The organism is Streptomyces californicus, from assembly GCF_000717645.1.
GTDB classification, from domain to species: Bacteria; Actinomycetota; Actinomycetes; order Streptomycetales; family Streptomycetaceae; genus Streptomyces; species Streptomyces californicus.
Window position 1 is genome coordinate 342,654 of sequence record NZ_JNZZ01000001.1, and the last position, 17,107, is coordinate 359,760.

13 protein-coding genes and 1 pseudogene are annotated in these 17,107 nt (G+C 73.6%); 11 read left to right on the forward strand and 3 right to left on the reverse strand.

Annotated features, from left to right (window positions below; genetic code table 11):
- Positions 1-61 precede the first annotated feature (61 nt).
- A complete protein-coding gene (hemQ, locus tag IF19_RS0101495; protein WP_030114854.1) occupies positions 62-790 on the reverse strand; it encodes a hydrogen peroxide-dependent heme synthase in 729 nt (242 codons plus the stop codon).
- Positions 791-794: 4 nt separating this feature from the next.
- On the reverse strand, positions 795-2,327 hold the full coding sequence (gene hemG / locus IF19_RS0101500; RefSeq protein ID WP_030119860.1) for a protoporphyrinogen oxidase: 1,533 nt from the start codon (positions 2,325-2,327) through the stop codon (positions 795-797).
- Positions 2,328-2,459: 132 nt separating this feature from the next.
- Between hemG and IF19_RS0101505 the strand changes: the two genes are divergently transcribed.
- The 5 genes from IF19_RS0101505 to IF19_RS0101525 all read left to right on the forward strand — a co-directional run bounded on the left by IF19_RS0101505 (position 2,460) and on the right by IF19_RS0101525 (position 8,438).
- On the forward strand, positions 2,460-3,446 hold the full coding sequence (locus IF19_RS0101505) for a DUF4349 domain-containing protein (RefSeq protein ID WP_030114851.1): 987 nt from the start codon (positions 2,460-2,462) through the stop codon (positions 3,444-3,446).
- Positions 3,447-3,498: 52 nt separating this feature from the next.
- On the forward strand, positions 3,499-4,887 hold the full coding sequence (locus IF19_RS0101510; RefSeq protein WP_030114850.1) for an FAD-dependent oxidoreductase: 1,389 nt from the start codon (positions 3,499-3,501) through the stop codon (positions 4,885-4,887).
- 138 nt (positions 4,888-5,025) lie between these two features.
- Positions 5,026-5,745 carry a response regulator transcription factor gene (locus tag IF19_RS0101515; RefSeq protein WP_078580395.1) on the forward strand — a complete coding sequence of 240 codons (720 nt, stop codon included), beginning with the start codon at positions 5,026-5,028 and terminating at the stop codon, positions 5,743-5,745.
- Positions 5,746-5,859: 114 nt separating this feature from the next.
- On the forward strand, positions 5,860-7,008 hold the full coding sequence (gene wecB / locus IF19_RS0101520) for a non-hydrolyzing UDP-N-acetylglucosamine 2-epimerase (protein ID WP_030114848.1): 1,149 nt from the start codon (positions 5,860-5,862) through the stop codon (positions 7,006-7,008).
- 92 nt (positions 7,009-7,100) lie between these two features.
- On the forward strand, positions 7,101-8,438 hold the full coding sequence (locus IF19_RS0101525) for an XrtP-associated glycosyltransferase (protein ID WP_030119857.1): 1,338 nt from the start codon (positions 7,101-7,103) through the stop codon (positions 8,436-8,438).
- Between the two features lie 70 nt (positions 8,439-8,508).
- On the opposite strand, the gene hemE is transcribed toward IF19_RS0101525, so the two are convergent.
- The gene (hemE, locus tag IF19_RS0101530) at positions 8,509-9,606 is read right to left on the reverse strand and encodes a uroporphyrinogen decarboxylase (RefSeq protein ID WP_030114845.1); all 1,098 of its coding nucleotides are present in this window, start codon (positions 9,604-9,606) and stop codon (positions 8,509-8,511) included.
- A gap of 92 nt (positions 9,607-9,698) precedes the next feature.
- Here hemE and IF19_RS0101535 point away from each other — a divergent pair, with 92 nt between their 5' ends.
- From IF19_RS0101535 to IF19_RS0101560, 6 genes and pseudogenes are all read left to right on the forward strand, one after another.
- Positions 9,699-10,361, forward strand: a complete 663-nt coding sequence (locus tag IF19_RS0101535) for a DUF3000 domain-containing protein (RefSeq protein ID WP_030114844.1) — start codon at positions 9,699-9,701, stop codon at positions 10,359-10,361.
- 218 nt (positions 10,362-10,579) lie between these two features.
- Entirely contained in the window at positions 10,580-11,242 is a 663-nt protein-coding gene (locus IF19_RS0101540) for a helix-turn-helix transcriptional regulator (RefSeq protein ID WP_030114843.1), read from the forward strand.
- A gap of 114 nt (positions 11,243-11,356) precedes the next feature.
- Positions 11,357-12,631, forward strand: coding sequence for an HRDC domain-containing protein (locus IF19_RS0101545; protein WP_030724658.1), 1,275 nt, complete (start codon positions 11,357-11,359; stop codon positions 12,629-12,631).
- 127 nt (positions 12,632-12,758) lie between these two features.
- Positions 12,759-13,458: pseudogene (locus tag IF19_RS01000000134475) on the forward strand (ferritin-like domain-containing protein).
- A gap of 282 nt (positions 13,459-13,740) precedes the next feature.
- A complete protein-coding gene (locus tag IF19_RS0101555; RefSeq protein ID WP_030114841.1) occupies positions 13,741-14,967 on the forward strand; it encodes a thiolase family protein in 1,227 nt (408 codons plus the stop codon).
- Positions 14,964-17,093 (forward strand): 3-hydroxyacyl-CoA dehydrogenase NAD-binding domain-containing protein, encoded by a 2,130-nt coding sequence (locus IF19_RS0101560; RefSeq protein ID WP_030114840.1) that lies wholly within the window; start codon positions 14,964-14,966, stop codon positions 17,091-17,093. The genes IF19_RS0101555 and IF19_RS0101560 overlap by 4 nt, the downstream gene beginning before the upstream one ends.
- The last annotated feature ends 14 nt before the right edge of the window (positions 17,094-17,107 follow it).

Sequence of the window (17,107 nt, forward strand, 5' to 3'; positions counted from 1 at the left end):
GGTCGGTGCCCGGTGCCCGCCCTTCTGATCTTCCGGGCTGGGGTGGTGCGGGACTCGCTGGCTATGCGAGCCCGGCCACCAGGTGCGCGACGCTCTTCCTGCGGCCCGTGTAGAACGGGACCTCCTCGCGCACGTGGAGACGTGCCTCGGAGGCGCGCAGGTGGCGCATCAGGTCGACGATGCGGTACAGCTCGTCGGCCTCGAAGGCGAGGATCCACTCGTAGTCGCCGAGCGAGAACGAGGCGACGGTGTTGGCGCGGACGTCCGGGTAGCCCCGGGCCATCTTGCCGTGGTCCGCGAGCATGCGGCGGCGGTCCTCGTCGGGCAGCAGGTACCAGTCGTAGGACCGGACGAAGGGGTAGACGCTGATGTAGTCGCGCGGCGTCTCGTCGGCGAGGAACGCCGGGATGTGCGACTTGTTGAACTCGGCGGGCCGGTGCAGGGCCATGTTGGACCAGACCGGTTCGAGAGCGCGTCCGAGCTTGGTGCGGCGGAAGAGGTTGTACGCGTCCTGGAGCTGGTCCGAGGTCTCGGCGTGCCACCAGATCATGATGTCCGCGTCGGCCCGCAGACCCGAAAGGTCGTAGGTGCCGCGGACGGTGACGTCCTCGGCGGCGAGCTGGTCGAACAGCTCCTGGACCTCGTCGGCGTATCCGGCGCGGTCCAGGGGGAGCACGTCGCGCAGCTTGAAGACCGACCACAGGGTGTAGCGGATGACCTCGTTGAGGTCCTTGGCCTTCTTGCCGGCGTTCGGACTCTTGCTTGATGTCGCAGTCTCAGGAGCACTCATACGGCTATTGTCCCGCCTCGCTCCCCGTGCCCCGAACCCGGGTCGGCGTGGCGATGATCTCCCCCGCGATCTCCCCGTCGATCCGCGCCGGGTTCATGCCCGTGCTTCCGCCCGGGTTCTCCGCCAGGTCGCGGAGGATCTCGTCGGCCGCCCGGTGCGCGCTCGCGACGCAGGCCGGGATGCCGACCCCGTCGTAGACCGCGCCGCAGACCCGCAGCGCGGGCAGTCCGGCGACCGCGTCGCGGATGCGGGCGACCCGGGCGAGGTGGCCGACCGGGTACTGCGGCAGGCCGCCGATCCAGCGGGTGACCTCGGTGTCCACGGGGCGGGCGGTGAGGCCGGTGGCGGCGGCGAGGTCGCGCAGGGAGACGGCGACGAGTTCGCCGTCCTCGCGGTGGATGTGGTCCTCCTCGCCGTAGCGGCCGACGGAGGTGCGGAGCACGAACAGGTCGGGCGCGGCGTCGGCGACCCACTGCCACTTGTTGCTGGAGAACGTGGACGCCTTGATGGTGTGCCCGTCGACCGGCGGCACGAGGAAGCCTGAGCGCCCGCGCAGCGCCGTGTGCGCCTCGATGTCGGCGCGCCGGAAGGCCAGGGTCACCAGGGCCATCGAGGCGTACTCGACGCCGGACAGTTCGGCGGAGGCGGCCGGGGACTCGGCGGCCAGCAGGGTGGCGGCGGACCAGGCGGGGGCGGCCAGGACGACGCCGTCGGCGGCGATGGTCCGGGCGTCGGTGCGGACGGCCCAGCCGGATTCCGTACGGGTCAGGCCGAGGACGGGGGTGGCGGTGAGGATCTCGCCGCCACCGGCCCGTACGGCGTCGCCCACGGCGGCCGGGAGCGTGCCGATGCCGCCCGCGATGCCCTGGAACACGGGGCCGGTCTGCTGCCGGGCCGCGGCGCGTTCCTGGATGCGGCGGACGGCGTCCAGCAGCGGGCCGCCCTCCTGGACCGCGTCGAAGAGCTGGGGCACGGCGGCGCGCATCGAGATCCGGTAGGCGTCGCCCGCGTAGACCCCGCCGAGCAGGGGCTCCACCAGCCGGTCCACGACCTCGCGGCCGAGCCGGTCGGCGACGTACGCACCGACCGCGACGTCGTCGCCCACGGCGGTCGGGGTGAGGTCGCGCTCCTCGGCGATCCGGGCCAGGCCCTCGGGCGACAGCACCTCGCCGAGGACCGCCGGGTCGCCGGGCACGCCCATTACGTGGCCCTTGGGCATGGGCCGCAGCGCGTCCCGGGTCCAGAGGGAGGCGGTGGCGGTGGCGGGCGGCTGGAGCCGGTCGGCCAGGCCCACCTCCTCGGCCAGGGCGACCGCTTCGGGGCGCCGGGCGAGCATCGACTCGGCCCCCAGATCGACCTGGACGCCCGCGATCTCGCCGGTCATGAGCTTGCCGCCGAGCCGGTCCGTCGCCTCCAGGAGGGTGACGCGCACCCCGGTGGCGACGAGGCGGTGGGCGGCGGCCAGGCCGGCGATGCCGCCGCCGATGACGACGACGTGGCCCGGGGGCGTGTCCGCACGCTGTTGAGAACGCTGCATGGGTCCACTCTCTCAAACCCGTTCCGCGTCCTGACCGTGACCACTTCGCAACCGCCCACCGGCAACCCGTCACGGGACCGCCCCGTCGAACAGACGACATCAACCGAGGTCCTGGGGGGACGTGTTGTGAGCATGAACAGCGGAATCGATCGGTCCTTCGTCCGGGGGCGCGCGGTGCTCGTCGCCGGAACGCTCGGCCTCCTGCTCGCCGTCGGCGGCTGCGGGGCGTCGGGCGACGCGTCGGACAGCGGGGCGAAGGCGGCGGACGGGAAGGCCGCTTCGCGCGAGGGGTTCGCGGACGGGCCGGACGGGGCCGGGGCGGCCTCCGCCGCCACCGAGTCGCGGGCGGACGGCAAGGCGTCGGGGAAGAAGGCGCCGAAGACGGCGGCGAGCCACGTCATCCGTACGGCCACGCTCTCCGTCGAGGCGAAGAGCGTGCCGAAGGCCGTGGCCGCCGCGCGCGCCGCCGCGGAGGGGGCGGGCGGTCTGGTGGCGTCGGAGAACACCGAGCGGCTCGACGACACGCGGGAGACGTCGCACCTGGTGCTGCGGGTGCCGCAGGAGCGGTTCGGGGAGGTGCTGCGGGAGCTGTCCGGGTCCGGGAAGCTGCTGGCGCGCACCTCGAATGCGAAGGACGTCACCGACCAGGTGGTCGACGTGGAGAGCCGGATCTCCACCCAGCGGGCGAGTGTGGCGCGGGTGCGCGAGCTGATGGACAAGGCGGAGCGGATCAGCGACGTGGTCGCCCTGGAGGGCGAGCTGAGCAGCCGCCAGGCCGATCTGGAGTCGCTGCTGGCCCAGCAGGCGAGCCTGAAGGACCGCACCTCGCTGGCGACGATCACCCTGGACCTGACGCCGCCGGACGCCCCGGGCGACGACGGGGAGGAGAAGGACGACGACCCCGGGTTCCTGGACGCGCTGGGCGGCGGCTGGGACGCGTTCGTGACGATGCTGCGGTGGATCGCGGTGGCGTTCGGGGCGACGTTCCCGTTCCTGCTCACCGCGGCGCTGGGCGTGGTGGTCTGGCGGGTGCTGCGCGGGCGCCGGGAGGCCCGTCGTACGGCCGCTTCGCTTCCGGCGCGGTCGGCCGGCGACAACGGGGGTGCGGCGGCCTCCTGACCGCCCCGGCACCGTAGCGTGGGGCCCTCTGATCGGACGGAAGGAGCCCGGCATGGCAGCGGAGCGACTGGTGGTCATCGGCGGGGACGCGGCGGGCATGTCCGCCGCGTCCCAGGCCCGCAGGCTCAAGGGGCCGGACGAGCTGGAGATCGTCGCGTTCGAGCGCGGCCACTTCACCTCGTACTCCGCGTGCGGCATCCCGTACTGGGTGAGCGGCGACGTCGGGGCGCGCGACGACCTGATCGCCCGTACGCCCGAGGAGCACCGGGAGCGGTCCATCGATCTGCGGATGCGGACCGAGGTGACCGGGCTGGACGTCTCCGGGCGGCGGGTGCGGGCGCTGGACCGGGAGAGCGGTGAGGCGTACTGGACGGGGTACGACAAGCTGGTGATCGCCACCGGGGCGCGTCCGGTCCGCCCGGAACTGCCGGGGATGGACGCGGCCGGGGTGCACGGGGTGCAGACCCTGGACGACGGTCAGGCGCTGCTCGACTCGCTGGACGCGCTGGGCACCGAGGGGGCCCGGCGGGCGGTCGTGGTGGGCGCCGGGTACATCGGCGTCGAGATGGCCGAGGCGATGTTGAAGCGGGGCTTCGAGGTGACCGTCCTGAACCGGGGCGAGCAGCCGATGGCGACGCTCGACCCGGACATGGGGCGGCTGGTGCACGAGGCGATGGACGGGCTGGGCATCACCACGGTCAACGGGGCGGCCGTGACGGAGATCCTGACCGGGGCGGACGGCCGGGTGACGGGGGTGGCGACGGACGCGGTCAGGTACCCGGCGGACGTGGTGGTCCTCGGCATCGGCGTCGAGCCGGAGACAGGGCTGGCGCGGGAGGCCGGTCTGCCGCTGGGCCCGCAGGGCGGACTGCTGACCGACCAGGCGATGCGGGTCGTCGGCCACGAGGACATCTGGGCGGGCGGCGACTGCGTGGAGGTCCTGGACCTGGTCTCGGGCCGGCCCCGGCACATCCCGCTGGGCACCCACGCCAACAAGCACGGCCAGGTGATCGGCTCCAACGTGGGCGGCGGGTACGGCACGTTCCCGGGCGTGGTCGGTACGGCGGTGAGCAAGGTCTGCGACCTGGAGATCGCCCGGACCGGGCTGCGGGAGAAGGACGCGGCGGCGGTCGGGCTGCGCTTCGTCACGGCGACGATCGAGTCGACGCAGCGGGCGGGGTACTACCCGGGGGCGAAGCCGATGACGGTGAAGATGATCGCCGAGCTGCGGACAGGGCGGCTGCTCGGGGTGCAGATCGTCGGCCGTGAGGGGTCGGCGAAGCGGGTGGACGTGGCGGCGGTGGCGCTGACGGCCCGCATGACGGTGGAGCAGATGACGGCGCTGGACCTGGGGTACGCGCCGCCGTTCTCGCCGGTCTGGGACCCGGTGCTGGTCGCGGCCCGCAAGGCGGTGGCGGCGGTGCGGGGCGCGGGGAACTGAGCCCGGGGGCCGCGCGGCCCCGTCGCCGGGAGGAGGCGCGGGGCCGCGCTGCGGGAGGACGTCGCCCCTGGTTGACTGGGGTGGGCCCGGCCGCCGCTCCCGGGGCGGGGCGCGGCCCGCTCTCGACCCCGGCGGTGGATGGTGCCCAAGCTGCTGATCGTGGAGGACGACGCCGCGACGGTCGTGGCGCTGCGCGGGCTGCTGCTGCGGGCCGGGTACGAGGTGGTGACCGCCGCCGACGGCCGTGAGGGCCTGCGGCTGCTGTTCGCGCAGCGGCCCGACCTGATGGTCCTGGACCTCGTGGTGCCTGAGCTGGACGGCTGGCGGGTGCTGAACCGGGCCCGTGACGTGAGTGATCTGCCGGTGCTGGTGCTGTCGGGCCTGGAGGGCGTCGAGCACCGGGTGCGGGCGTTGCGCGCGGGTGCCGACGACTACCTGGTGAAGCCGTTCCACGGCGAGGAGCTGGTGGCGCGGGTCGAGGCGCTGCTGCGCCGCGTCGGGCACCGGCAGTGGGCCGGCGAGGGCGTGGGCGAGCACCTGCGCCTGGTGCCCGAGCGGCGGGCCGTGCTCTGGTACGGCGAGGAGGTGCGGCTCAGCGACATCGAGTACCGGCTGCTGTGGCTGCTCGTCCGCAACCGGGGCCGCGTCGTCACCACCCGGCACCTGCTGACGCGGGTGTGGGGCGACAGCGGCGGCACGGGCGGGGACCGGGTGAAGTTCGCGGTGCTGCGGCTGCGCCGGAAGCTGCGCCGGGCGGCCGGTCCGGACAGCCGGGACCCCGTCGAGGCGGTACGGGGGCTGGGGTACCGCTTCGTCCCCGGGGACGAGGACGCCGACGGTTCGCAGAGCGCCCCCTGACCCGGGACGAAAGGCCGGGGCACAAAGTCCTCGAATACCGTAAAACCGGCGAAGCAACCGTGGAGCAACCGGAACGCACCCGTTCCGGCAACGGGGGGACGTAAAGCTCACGCCATGACGTTCTCCGCAGATCGCAAGGTCGCCGTCGTCCTCGGCACCCGGCCCGAGCTGGTCAAGCTCGCCGAGCTGATCCGGCTGCTCGGCCCCGCCGCCCGGGTCGTCCACACCGGACAGCACTACGACGACGCGCTGTCCGGGGCCTTCCTGGACGAGTTGGGGCTGCCCGAACCCGAGTACCTGACCGGCGTGGGCGGGCGGCCCCGGGCCGTACAGGTGGGGTCCGCGCTGGCCGCGCTCGACGGGCTGTTCGCCGCCGACCCCCCGCTCGCCGTGGTCGTCCAGGGCGACACCAACGCCGCGCTCTCCGGCGCCCTCGTCGCGAACGCGCGCTCGATCCCGCTGATCCACGTCGAGGCGGGGCTGCGCAGCCACGACCGTTCGATGCCGGAGGAGCACAACCGGGTGGTCATCGACCGGCTGGCGGACGTCCTGTGCGCGGCCACCCCGGAGAACCGGGCGCTGCTGCTGGCCGAGGGGGTGGCGGACGAGCGGATCGAGGTCACCGGCAACACCGTCGTGGAGGCGGTACGCGACCACCTGCCGCCGGCCCGGGAGCGCGCACGGCTGCTCGGCGGCCTCGGTCTGACGGCGGACGCGTACGTGCTGGCGACCGTGCACCGCCCGGAGAACACCGACGATCCGGCCGTGCTGGCGGCCGTCCTCGGCGAACTGGCCGCGCTGAGCAGGACGCTGCCCGTCGTCCTCCCTCTGCACCCACGCACCCGGACCCGGATCGACGCGGCCGGCCTGCGGCCGCTCCTCGACGGGCTGACGGTGATCGACCCGACCTCGTACGGCACGTTCCTCGCGCTGGCCCGGGAGGCCGCGCTCCTGGTCTCCGACAGCGGAGGGGTGCCGGAGGAGGCGACCGTCCTCGGCCGCCCGCTCGTCGTGGTCCGCCGGTCCACCGAGCGCCCCGAGGCGTTCGCCGACTTCGCCGAGCTCGTCGCGCCCGGCCCCGGCATCGGCGAGGCCGCGCACCGCCGCCTCGCCGAGGGGCCGGACGGTCTGCGCCGGCTGGCGGCCCTCCCGAGTCCGTACGGCGACGGCTCGGCGTCCCGGCGGATCGCGGAGCTGATCGCCGGGGTGGTCCCGCGCGGCGCCGCGGGCGCGGCCGGTCCCGCTCCGCTGCTCGCCGCCTGAGCCGCGTCGCGCCGGTGCGGCCGCCCCACCCCGGACCGCCGAGGCGGGGCGGCCGCCGCCCACCCGCCCCACGACCCCCTTGAGGACCCCGCATGATCCCGGAGCTCGCGCTCGCCGTCTTCCCGTTCCTCCTCCTCGGCTGCTTCCTGCTCTACTGGGCCGGCTCGCGGCACGCCTACGCCCGGCGCGGGACCACCGAGCCCGGTGACCCCGCCGCCTGGGACTGGCACTTCTTCGTGCCGTGCCGGGACGAGGAGACGGTGATCGCGACGACGGTCGCCCGGCTGCGCGACGACTTCCCCCGCTCCCACGTCTGGGTCATCGACGACGCCAGCGACGACCGGACGGGCCCGATCGTGGCGGCCCTCGCGGCCGAGGACCCCGCCGTCCGGCTCGTCTCCCGCCGCCGCCCCGACGCCCGGATCGGCAAGGGCGCCGCGCTCAACGCCGCGTACGAGGCGCTGAACGCCCACCTCGGCGACGTGGACCGCTCACGTGTCGTCGTCTGCGTGGTCGACGCCGACGGCCGGCTCTCCCCCGGCGCCCCGGCGATGGTCTGCGGGCCGGACGGGTTCGGTGACCCCGAGACGGGCGGCGTGCAGATCGGCGTACGGATGCGGAACGTGGACGACGAGCGCCCGCTGCCCGAGCGCGGCAGGCTCGCCAACGCCTACGCGCGGGTGCTGATCCGCATGCAGGACGCGGAGTTCGCCGTGTCCAACACCGGTATGCAGATGCTGCGCCGCCGCACCGGCTCGGTGGGCCTGGGCGGCAACGGGCAGTTCACCCGGCTCACCGCGCTCGACCGGATCGCCGCGGCCGAGCGCCGCCCCTGGAAACAGGACGCCCTGCTGGAGGACTACGAGCTGGGGCTGCAGATGCGCCTGGCGGGCTACCGGGTCACCCACGTCCCCGACACCTGGGTGACCCAGGAGGCCCTGCCCCACACCCGCCGGTTCCTGACCCAGCGCACCCGCTGGGCGCAGGGCAACATCCAGTGCGTGCGGTACGCGGGCCGGATCATCGGTTCGCGCCACTACCGCGCCCGCGGGGTGCTGGAGGCGGTCTACACGTTCTTCCAGCCGATCGCGCACCTCGCGGTCCTCGCGCTGACCGCGCTCCTGGTGTTCCTCCTGGTCACGGCGGCCACGGGCACGGTGCTGCTCGCCGCGTGGCCGCTCGCCCTGGCGCTCGGCGTCCTGTCCGTGCTGCCGTTCGTGCTGTGGGGACCGGTCTACCGGAAGGAGTACGCCCCCGACCGCTCACGGCTGACGGGGGTGCTGTGGGGCCTCGCCCTGTGGCTGTACGCCTACCACCTGTTCATCGTCTCCACCCGCGGCTCGGTGCGCCTGGTGCGCGGGAGGACCGGGTGGGCCAAGACGCGGCGCAACGCCGAGACGGGCGCCGGCCCCACCGCGACCGAGGCGTAGGGCGCGTCCCGGCGGACACGCCCTTGACCGGGTCCGCCGGAAGCGCACCGTCCCCGCGTACGGCGTCCGCTCAGCGCGCGGTCTGCTCGTGGACGTAGCTCACGAGGCGGGTGAGCGCGTCCGGGTCCATCGTCGGCATGACGCCGTGGCCCAGGTTGAAGACGTGGCCCTCCAGTCCGGCGGCCGCGTCCAGCACCTCGCGGGTCTTCCGCTCGACGGCCGGGGCCGGCGCGTAGAGGACCGCGGGGTCGAGGTTGCCCTGGAGCGCCTTGCCGGGGCCGACGCGGCGTGCGGCCTCGTCCAGCGGGACCCGCCAGTCGACGCCGACGACGTCCGCGCCCGCCTCGCCCATCAGGCCGAGGAGTTCGCCGGTGCCGACGCCGAAGTGGATGCGGGGTACGCCGTAGGGGGCGACGGCGTCGAAGACCTTGGCGGAGGCGGGGAGCACGGCGCTGCGGTAGTCGGCGGGGGCGAGCGCGCCGACCCAGGAGTCGAAGAGCTGGACCGCGGACGCCCCGGCCTCGATCTGGACCTTGAGGAAGGCGCCGGTGATCTCCGCGAGCCGGTCCACGAGGTCGGCCCAGAGCTGCGGGTCGCCGTACATCATGGCCTTGGTGCGCTCGTGGTTGCGCGAGGGGCCGCCCTCGACGAGGTAGCTGGCGAGCGTGAACGGCGCCCCGGCGAAGCCGATCAGCGGGGTGGAGCCCAGCTCCGCGGTGAGCATCCCGATGGCCTCGGTGACGTACGGGACGTCCTCGGGGGTGAGGTCGCGCAGCCGGGCCAGATCGGCGCGGGTGCGGATCGGCTCGGCGATCACGGGTCCCACGCCGGGCTTGATGTCGAGGTCGATGCCGATGGCCTTCAGGGGGACGACGATGTCGCTGAAGTAGATCGCGGCGTCGACCTTGTGGCGGCGGACGGGCTGCAGGGTGATCTCGGCGACCAGCTCCGGCATCATGCAGGAGTCGAGCATCGCGATGCCCTCGCGGACCTTGAGGTATTCGGGCAGCGAGCGTCCCGCCTGGCGCATGAACCAGACCGGCGTGTGGGGTACGGGTTCGCGTCGGCACGCCTTGAGGAACGCCGAGTCGTGGGTGGCGTGGCGGACCGCGTCGAGGCTGGCGGAGGTCGTCGTCTGCTGGCCCGAAGGGCTGTCGTTGGCACTCACGCACAGAATCTTCGCACGCGGGGCGAAGGAGCCCGGCCCCGCACGGGTGTCTCTCCCCGCACGCGGCCCGCCTTCCGCCTACTCTTCCCCGCATGGCTCCGGCTCAGGGACAGTTCTCCGATCATTCCGACGGCGTCGACGGCAAGGACCGCGCGGAGGAGGGGCCTCCCGTGCCTCCCGCGTTCCTGGCGGCGGTCGACGCGCTGCGCTCCGCGCGCCTGCGCCCCGAGCTGGAGGTGGAGGCGACCAGGCCGCCGCGTCGCCTCGCTCCGCACGCGTACGCCCTGGAGGCGGCGGTGGTGGACGGCGAGGAAGACCTCGCCGACGGCAGGCTGGTGCTGCTGCACGACCCGGCCGGGCAGGACGCCTGGAACGGAACGTTCCGCCTGGTGACGCTGGTCCGGGCGGAGCTGGAGCCGGAGATGGCGGCGGACCCGCTGCTGCCGGAGGTCTGCTGGTCCTGGCTGACGGGGGCGCTGGAGGACCGGGGCCTGGCGTACGGGGAGGCTTCCGGGACGGTGACGCGCGCCGGATCGCACTACTTCGGCGCGCTGTCCACGCGCCGCCCGGCGACGCAGATCGAGATCCGCGCCTCGTGGACGCCGCGCGAGGGCCGGGGCGGCGTCCCGGAGACGGCGTCGCATCTGACGGCCTGGGGCGATCTGCTGTGCCAGATCGCGGGGCTGCCGCCGTCGGAGCCGTCGGACGCGGCGGTGGTGACGCTGCCGCAGCGGCGCGGCCCGCAGGTTTCGTGACCCTCCGTCACCCGTATCGCACAGGCGCCGACTCTCTTTTCGTACAATCGATCGCGCGTCCTATTTGCCCGAATTGTTACTCATCAAATCGCGAACTTCCCTAAAGGAGGACGGGCGCACTGCCGAAGAGGTCAATGACCCTTCCAGCACGGTTCGCCCCCCGGCTACATCCCCCCGAGCCGAGCCGGCCCGTCCCGCCACTCCCCCCAGGAGGCCTGGTGTCCGTTCTCCTCGAGCAGCCCGCAAGCCTGGTCGCCTACCGCCCGAACAAGCCGACGGCCATGGTCGTCGTGGCCGACCCGCGCGTCCGTTCCACCGTCACCCGCCATCTGTGGGCCCTCGGAGTACGTGACGTCATCGAGGCGTCGTCCATCGCGGAGGCACGTCCCCGCGTCGGCAATCCGCGCGACATCTGCATTGCCGACGTCCACCTGCCCGACGGTTCCGGGCTGACCCTGCTGTCCGAGACCCGCGCCGCAGGCTGGCCCAACGGTCTCGCCCTCTCCGCCGCCGACGACATCGGCGCCGTTCGCAACGCCCTCGCGGGCGGGGTGAAGGGGTACGTCGTCACCGGCACCCGAACCAACATCGGCCACCCCGGCCGCCCCGGCGTCGCCCCCGTCGGCGCCAACGCGGCCCGTATGCACCGCCGGCCCCCCGGGTCCCCGAGCCACCCGGGCGGCTACCGCGAACTGTCCGGGCGCGAGGTGGAGGTGCTCCGCCTGGTCGCCGAGGGCCAGTCCAACAAGGCCATCGGCGTCTCGATGGGCCTCTCCGCCCTGACCGTCAAGTCCCACCTCGCCCGGATCGCCCGCAAGCTCGGCACCGGAGACCGCGCCGGCATGGTCGCCGTCGCCCTGCGGACGGGCATCATCCACTGACCGCACCCCGCCCGGACGTGCCCCCGCACGGTTCCGGCTGGAATACGCGCATGGCCGCCCGTCGACGGAACGTTCCGTCGACGGGCTCCGCGCATACACAGATACCCTTGACACGTGACCGACGCCCAAGAGACCGCAGCAGACACTTCACTGCGAACCACCGGGGGCGCTCCCCCGGACGACGTCGCCCCGGCGCCGATCCCCTTGCTCGAACCACGCGAGGGCATCCCCCCGGTGGTGACCTCCGACGACGCCCTGGCCGAGGTGGTCGCGGCCTTCGCCGCCGGCACCGGCCCGGTGGCCGTCGACGCCGAACGCGCCTCCGGGTACCGCTACGGCCAGCGCGCCTATCTCGTCCAGCTGCGCCGCGAGGGCGCGGGCAGCGCCCTGGTCGACCCGGTCGGCTGCCCCGACCTCTCCGGTCTCGGCACCGCGCTGAGCGGCTCCGAATGGATTCTGCACGCCGCGACCCAGGACCTGCCCTGCCTGCGGGACATAGGCATGACCCCCACCTCGCTCTTCGACACCGAGCTGGCCGGGCGGCTCGCGGGGTTCCCGCGCGTCGGCCTCGGCGCGATGGTGGAGAACGTCCTCGGGTACGCCCTGGAGAAGGGCCACTCCGCCGTCGACTGGTCCACCCGCCCGCTGCCCGAGCCCTGGCTGCGCTACGCCGCGCTCGACGTGGAGCTGCTGATCGACCTGCGTGACGCGCTGGAGGAGGAGCTGGAGCGGCAGGGCAAGCTGGAGTGGGCCCGCGAGGAGTTCGACGCGATCGCCTCCGCGCCGCCCGCCCCGCCGCGCAAGGACCCCTGGCGCCGCACGTCGGGCATGCACAAGGTGCGCCGCCGCCGCCAGATGGCCGTCGTCCGCGAGCTGTGGACCGCCCGCGACCAGGTGGCCCAGCGCCGCGACATCTCCCCCGGCAAGGTCCTCGGCGACGCCGCGATCGTCGAGGCAGCGCTCGCCCTGCCGGCCAACGTCCAGGCGCTGACCGCGCTGCCCGGATTCGGCCACCGCATGGGGCGCCGTCAGCTGGAGCAGTGGCAGGCCGCGGTGGAGCGGGCCAAGGCGCTGCCGGAGTCGGCGCTGCCGCAGCCCGGCCAGCAGCCGGCCGGACCGCCTCCCCCGCGCTCCTGGGCCGACAAGGACCCGGCCGCCGCCGCCCGGCTCTCGGCCGCCCGCGCCGCCGTCTCCGAGCTGGCCGAGCGCCTGCACATGCCCCAGGAGAACCTGATCACCCCGGACACCGTGCGCCGGATCTGCTGGGAGCCGCCGAAGAACCCGACCCCGGGCGCGGTCGAGGACACCCTCGCCGGTTACGGGGCGCGGAACTGGCAGATCCAGCAGGTCGCCCCGCTCCTGGTCCGGGCGCTCGCGGCGTCCGCCTGACCCCGCACACACCTGAAGCACCCCCGGCCGCCCGGCCGGGGGTGTTCGACTTCCTCCCGGGCCGTGAGGGCCGCGGGAGCGGACGTGCCTCCCGGATCCGGCGGCACGGCGACGTACGGGGGCGGACGTGGACAGCACGGGATACGGCGACTGGATACGCGACTTCGAGACAGCCCGGCGGGGAGCGCGCCGGGCAGGGCGATCCGGACTGGCGGACCGGGGTGCCGTTGCACCCCGCGATCCGGCGGAGCGTGCAGCGCTTCCAGGTCGGCGAGGACGGCGACGGGGCCGAGCTGATCACCAAGGCGGAGGCGGCCGGTGACGCGGAGTACGCGTCGGCGGTGCGGATGTTCGTCGCCGAGGAGCGAAATCACGCCAGGTTGCTGGCGCTTCTGCTGGCCTCCGGGGACGCGCCGACGATCGCCTCGCACTGGAGCGACCACATCTTCGTGACGCTGCGCCGGGCGCTCGGGCTCCGCCTGGAGCTGCTGGTCCTGATGATCGCGGAGGTGGTCGCGCTGCGCTACTACCGGGCGCTGCGGGACGGGGGTGAGGACGCGCTGACCCGGGAGGTGGCCGGGCGCGTCCTGGCGGACGAGGAGCGGCACGTGCCGTTCCACTGCCACCGGCTGCGCCGGGCGCTGCGCCCGCTGCCCGCGCCGGTCCGGGTGCTGGTCACCTCCGGCTGGCGGGCGGCCCTGGCCGCGGCCTGTCTGGTGGTGGCCGTGGACCACGGGCCGGCGCTGCGGCGGCTGGGGGTCGGGCGCGGACGGTTCGCCGTGGAGGTGGTCCGGTCGTCGGGGCCGATCGCGGCGGCCATGCGGTGACCCGGTGCGCGTCGCCGGAACCGCCGGGCCCGGCGAACGACGCCGTCCTGTCGGCCCCGGTGGACGCGGGCGGCGCCCCGTGACGAGCGCGTGCCGAGGCGGGAGGCGTACGGCGGGCGCGGTGGGGAAGGACCCCGGTGCCCGGCCGCGCGGTGTGACCTTCGACGCTCCGGCCGTGGGGGGTGGGCAGTCTGGTTACCCGCAAGTAGCATGATGGCAGGCGGTGCGCCCCCGTGGCGCGCCCCGCAGCAGTGCCATCCCGCACCCTGGAGGAGAGCCATCGTGCCTCGTACCATCCGGGACGTCGTCTTCGTCGACGGCGTCCGCACCCCGTTCGGCAAGGCGGGCCCGAAGGGCGTCTACCACGAGACCCGCGCCGACGACCTCGTCGTCAAGGCCATCCGGGAGCTGCTGCGACGCAACCCGGATCTGGACCCCAAGAAGATCGACGAGGTCGCCATCGCCGCGACCACGCAGATCGGGGACCAGGGGCTGACGCTGGGCCGCACCGCCGGGATCCTCGCCGGTCTGCCGCAGTCCGTCCCCGGCTACTCGATCGACCGCATGTGCGCGGGCGCGCTGACCGCCGTCACCTCGACTGCCGGTTCCATCGCCTTCGGCGCGTACGACGTCGTCGTGGCCGGTGGCGTCGAGCACATGGGCCGCCACCCCATGGGCGAGGGCGTGGACCCGAACCCGCGCTTCGTGTCGGAGAAGCTGGTCGACGAGTCCGCCCTGTTCATGGGCATGACGGCGGAGAACCTGCACGACCGCTACCCCACGATCACCAAGGAGCGCGCCGACGCCTACGCGGTGCGCTCGCAGGAGAAGGCCGCCAAGGCGTACGCCAACGGCAAGATCCAGCAGGACCTGGTACCGGTCTCGGTGCGCCGCACCAACGCCGAGGCGGGCGAGACGGGCTGGGGCCTGGTCACCGCCGACGAGCCGATGCGCCCGGGCACCACGATGGAGTCCCTGGCCAACCTGAAGACCCCGTTCCGCGCCCACGGCCGGGTCACGGCCGGTAACGCCGCGGGGCTCAACGACGGTGCCACCGCCTCCCTGATCGCCGCCGAGGACGTCGCGCGCGAGCTGGGCCTCCCGGTCAAGATGCGCCTGGTCTCCTACGCCTTCGCGGGCGTGGAGCCGGAGGTCATGGGCTACGGCCCGATCCCGGCCACCGAGAAGGCGCTGGCCCAGGCCGGTCTGGCCATCGGCGACATCGGTCTCTTCGAGATCAACGAGGCGTTCGCCGTCCAGGTGCTCGCCTTCCTGGAGCACTACGGCATCGCCGACGACGACGCCCGGGTCAACCAGTACGGCGGCGCGATCGCCTACGGTCACCCGCTGGCCTCCTCCGGTGTCCGCCTGATGACCCAGCTGGCCCGGCAGTTCGAGGAGCAGCCCGAGGTCCGCTACGGCCTGACGACGATGTGCGTCGGCTTCGGCATGGGCGCCACGGTCATCTGGGAGAACCCCCACTTCAACGCTGACGGAGGCGACAAGTGAGCTCCACCACTGAGCTTCTGAAGGGTGCGGCCGAGCTGTTCCCCGGCGAGGTCGTCACGCAGGCGCACGTACGCCACCTGGACCTGCCGTTCGGCGCCGGGCGGTTCGCGCTCATCACGCTGGACAACGGCCTGGACCACACCAAGCCGACCACCTTCGGACCGCAGTCGCTGGCGAACCTGAACGCCGCGATCGACCAGGTCGAGAAGGAGGCCGCCGACGGCGCCGTCACCGGTGTCGGCATCACCGGCAAGCCGTTCATCTTCGCGGTCGGCGCCGACCTCAAGGGCGTCGAGCTGCTCGGCCGCCACGAGGACGCGCTCGCCATCGGCAAGGGCGGCCACGACGTCTTCCGCCGCCTCTCCGGCCTCGCGGTCCCGACGTTCGCGTACTACAACGGCGCGGCCATGGGCGGCGGTGTCGAGGTCGGTCTGCACTGCACCTACCGCACCGTCTCCAAGGCGCTCCCGGCGTTCTCGCTGCCCGAGGTCTTCCTCGGCCTGGTCCCCGGCTGGGGCGGCTGCGTGCTGCTGCCGAACCTGATCGGCGCGGACCGCGCGGTCTCGGTGATCATCGAGAACTCGCTCAACCAGAACCGCCAGCTCAAGGGCAAGCAGGTCTTCGAGCTCGGCATCGCGGACGCGCTCTTCGAGGGCGCGGACTTCCTGGAGCAGTCGCTGATCTGGACCGCGAACGTGCTCAAGGGCTCGGTCACGCCTCAGCGCGCGGAGATCGACCGCGGCGACGCCTGGGACCAGGCCGTCGCCCGGGGCAAGGCCGTCGCCGACTCCAAGGTGCACGGCGCGGCCCCGGCGGCGTACCGCGCGCTGGACATCATCGCGGCGGCCAAGGACGGCGACCTGTCCGCCGGCTTCGACGCCGAGGACCAGGCGCTGGCCGACCTGATCATGGGCGGCGAGCTGCGCAGCGGCATCTACGCCTTCAACCTGGTGCAGAAGCGGGCCAAGCGCCCGGCCGGCGCCCCGGACAAGAGCCTGGCCCGCCCGGTCACCAAGGTCGGCGTCGTCGGCGCCGGTCTGATGGCCTCGCAGCTGGCGCTGCTGTTCCTGCGCCGCCTGGAGGTCCCGGTCGTCCTCACGGACATCGACCAGGAGCGCGTCGACAAGGGCGTCGGCTACGTCCACGCCGAGATCGAGAAGCTGCTCGGCAAGGGCCGCATCAACCAGGACAAGGCCAACCGCCTCAAGGGCCTGGTCTCCGGTGTGCTCGACAAGGCCGAGGGCTTCGCCGACGCGGACTTCATCATCGAGGCCGTCTTCGAGGAGATCGGCGTCAAGCAGCAGGTGTTCGCGGAGGTCGAGGCGGTCGCCCCGGCGCACGCGATCCTCGCCACCAACACCTCCTCGCTGTCGGTGACCGAGATGGCGTCGAAGCTGAAGAACCCCGAGCGGGTCGTCGGCTTCCACTTCTTCAACCCGGTCGCGATCCTCCCGCTGCTGGAGATCGTCCGCGGCGAGCAGACCGACGACGCCTCGCTGGCGACGGCGTTCGGGGTGGCGAAGAAGCTCAAGAAGACCGCGGTGCTGGTGAAGGACGCCCCGGCGTTCGTCGTCAACCGCATCCTCACCCGCTTCATGGGCGAGATCCAGAACGTCATCGACGAGGGCACCCCGGTCGAGGTCGCGGAGCGCGCCGTCGAGCCGCTCGGCCTGCCGATGTCCCCGCTGGTGCTCCTGGAGCTGGTCGGCCCGGCCATCGGCCTGCACGTCTCCGAGACCCTGAACCGCGCCTTCCCGGAGCGCTTCACGGTCTCCGAGAACCTCGCGGCGGTCGTCAAGGCGGGCAAGCGCGGCTTCTACGTCTACGACTCCGGCGCGCCGGTCCTCGACCCCGAGGTCGCCGCGCTCCTCAAGCAGGGCGACACCGTCCTGACGGAGGAGCAGGTCCGCGACCGGGTGCTCGACGCGGTGGCGCAGGAGATCGGCCTGATGCTGGACGAGGGCGTCGTCGCCGAGGCCCAGGACATCGACCTGTGCCTGATCACCGGCGCGGGCTGGCCCTTCCACCTGGGCGGCATCACGCCGTACCTGGACCGCGAGGGCGTCTCCCAGCGGGTGAACGGCAAGCCGTTCCTGGAGCGCGGCGTGGCGAGCGTGCCCGCGTAGCCGGCACGGCGTGA

Bases quoted from the DNA above. Each gene is read 5' to 3' on its own strand.
- hemQ (WP_030114854.1), bottom strand. From the start codon at position 790: ATGAGTGCTCCTGAGACTGCGACATCAAGCAAGAGTCCGAACGCCGGC.
- hemG (WP_030119860.1), bottom strand. From the start codon at position 2,327: ATGCAGCGTTCTCAACAGCGTGCGGACACGCCCCCGGGCCACGTCGTC.
- IF19_RS0101505 (WP_030114851.1), top strand. From the start codon at position 2,460: ATGAACAGCGGAATCGATCGGTCCTTCGTCCGGGGGCGCGCGGTGCTC.
- IF19_RS0101510 (WP_030114850.1), top strand. From the start codon at position 3,499: ATGGCAGCGGAGCGACTGGTGGTCATCGGCGGGGACGCGGCGGGCATG.
- IF19_RS0101515 (WP_078580395.1), top strand. From the start codon at position 5,026: ATGGTGCCCAAGCTGCTGATCGTGGAGGACGACGCCGCGACGGTCGTG.
- wecB (WP_030114848.1), top strand. From the start codon at position 5,860: ATGACGTTCTCCGCAGATCGCAAGGTCGCCGTCGTCCTCGGCACCCGG.
- IF19_RS0101525 (WP_030119857.1), top strand. From the start codon at position 7,101: ATGATCCCGGAGCTCGCGCTCGCCGTCTTCCCGTTCCTCCTCCTCGGC.
- IF19_RS0101535 (WP_030114844.1), top strand. From the start codon at position 9,699: ATGGCTCCGGCTCAGGGACAGTTCTCCGATCATTCCGACGGCGTCGAC.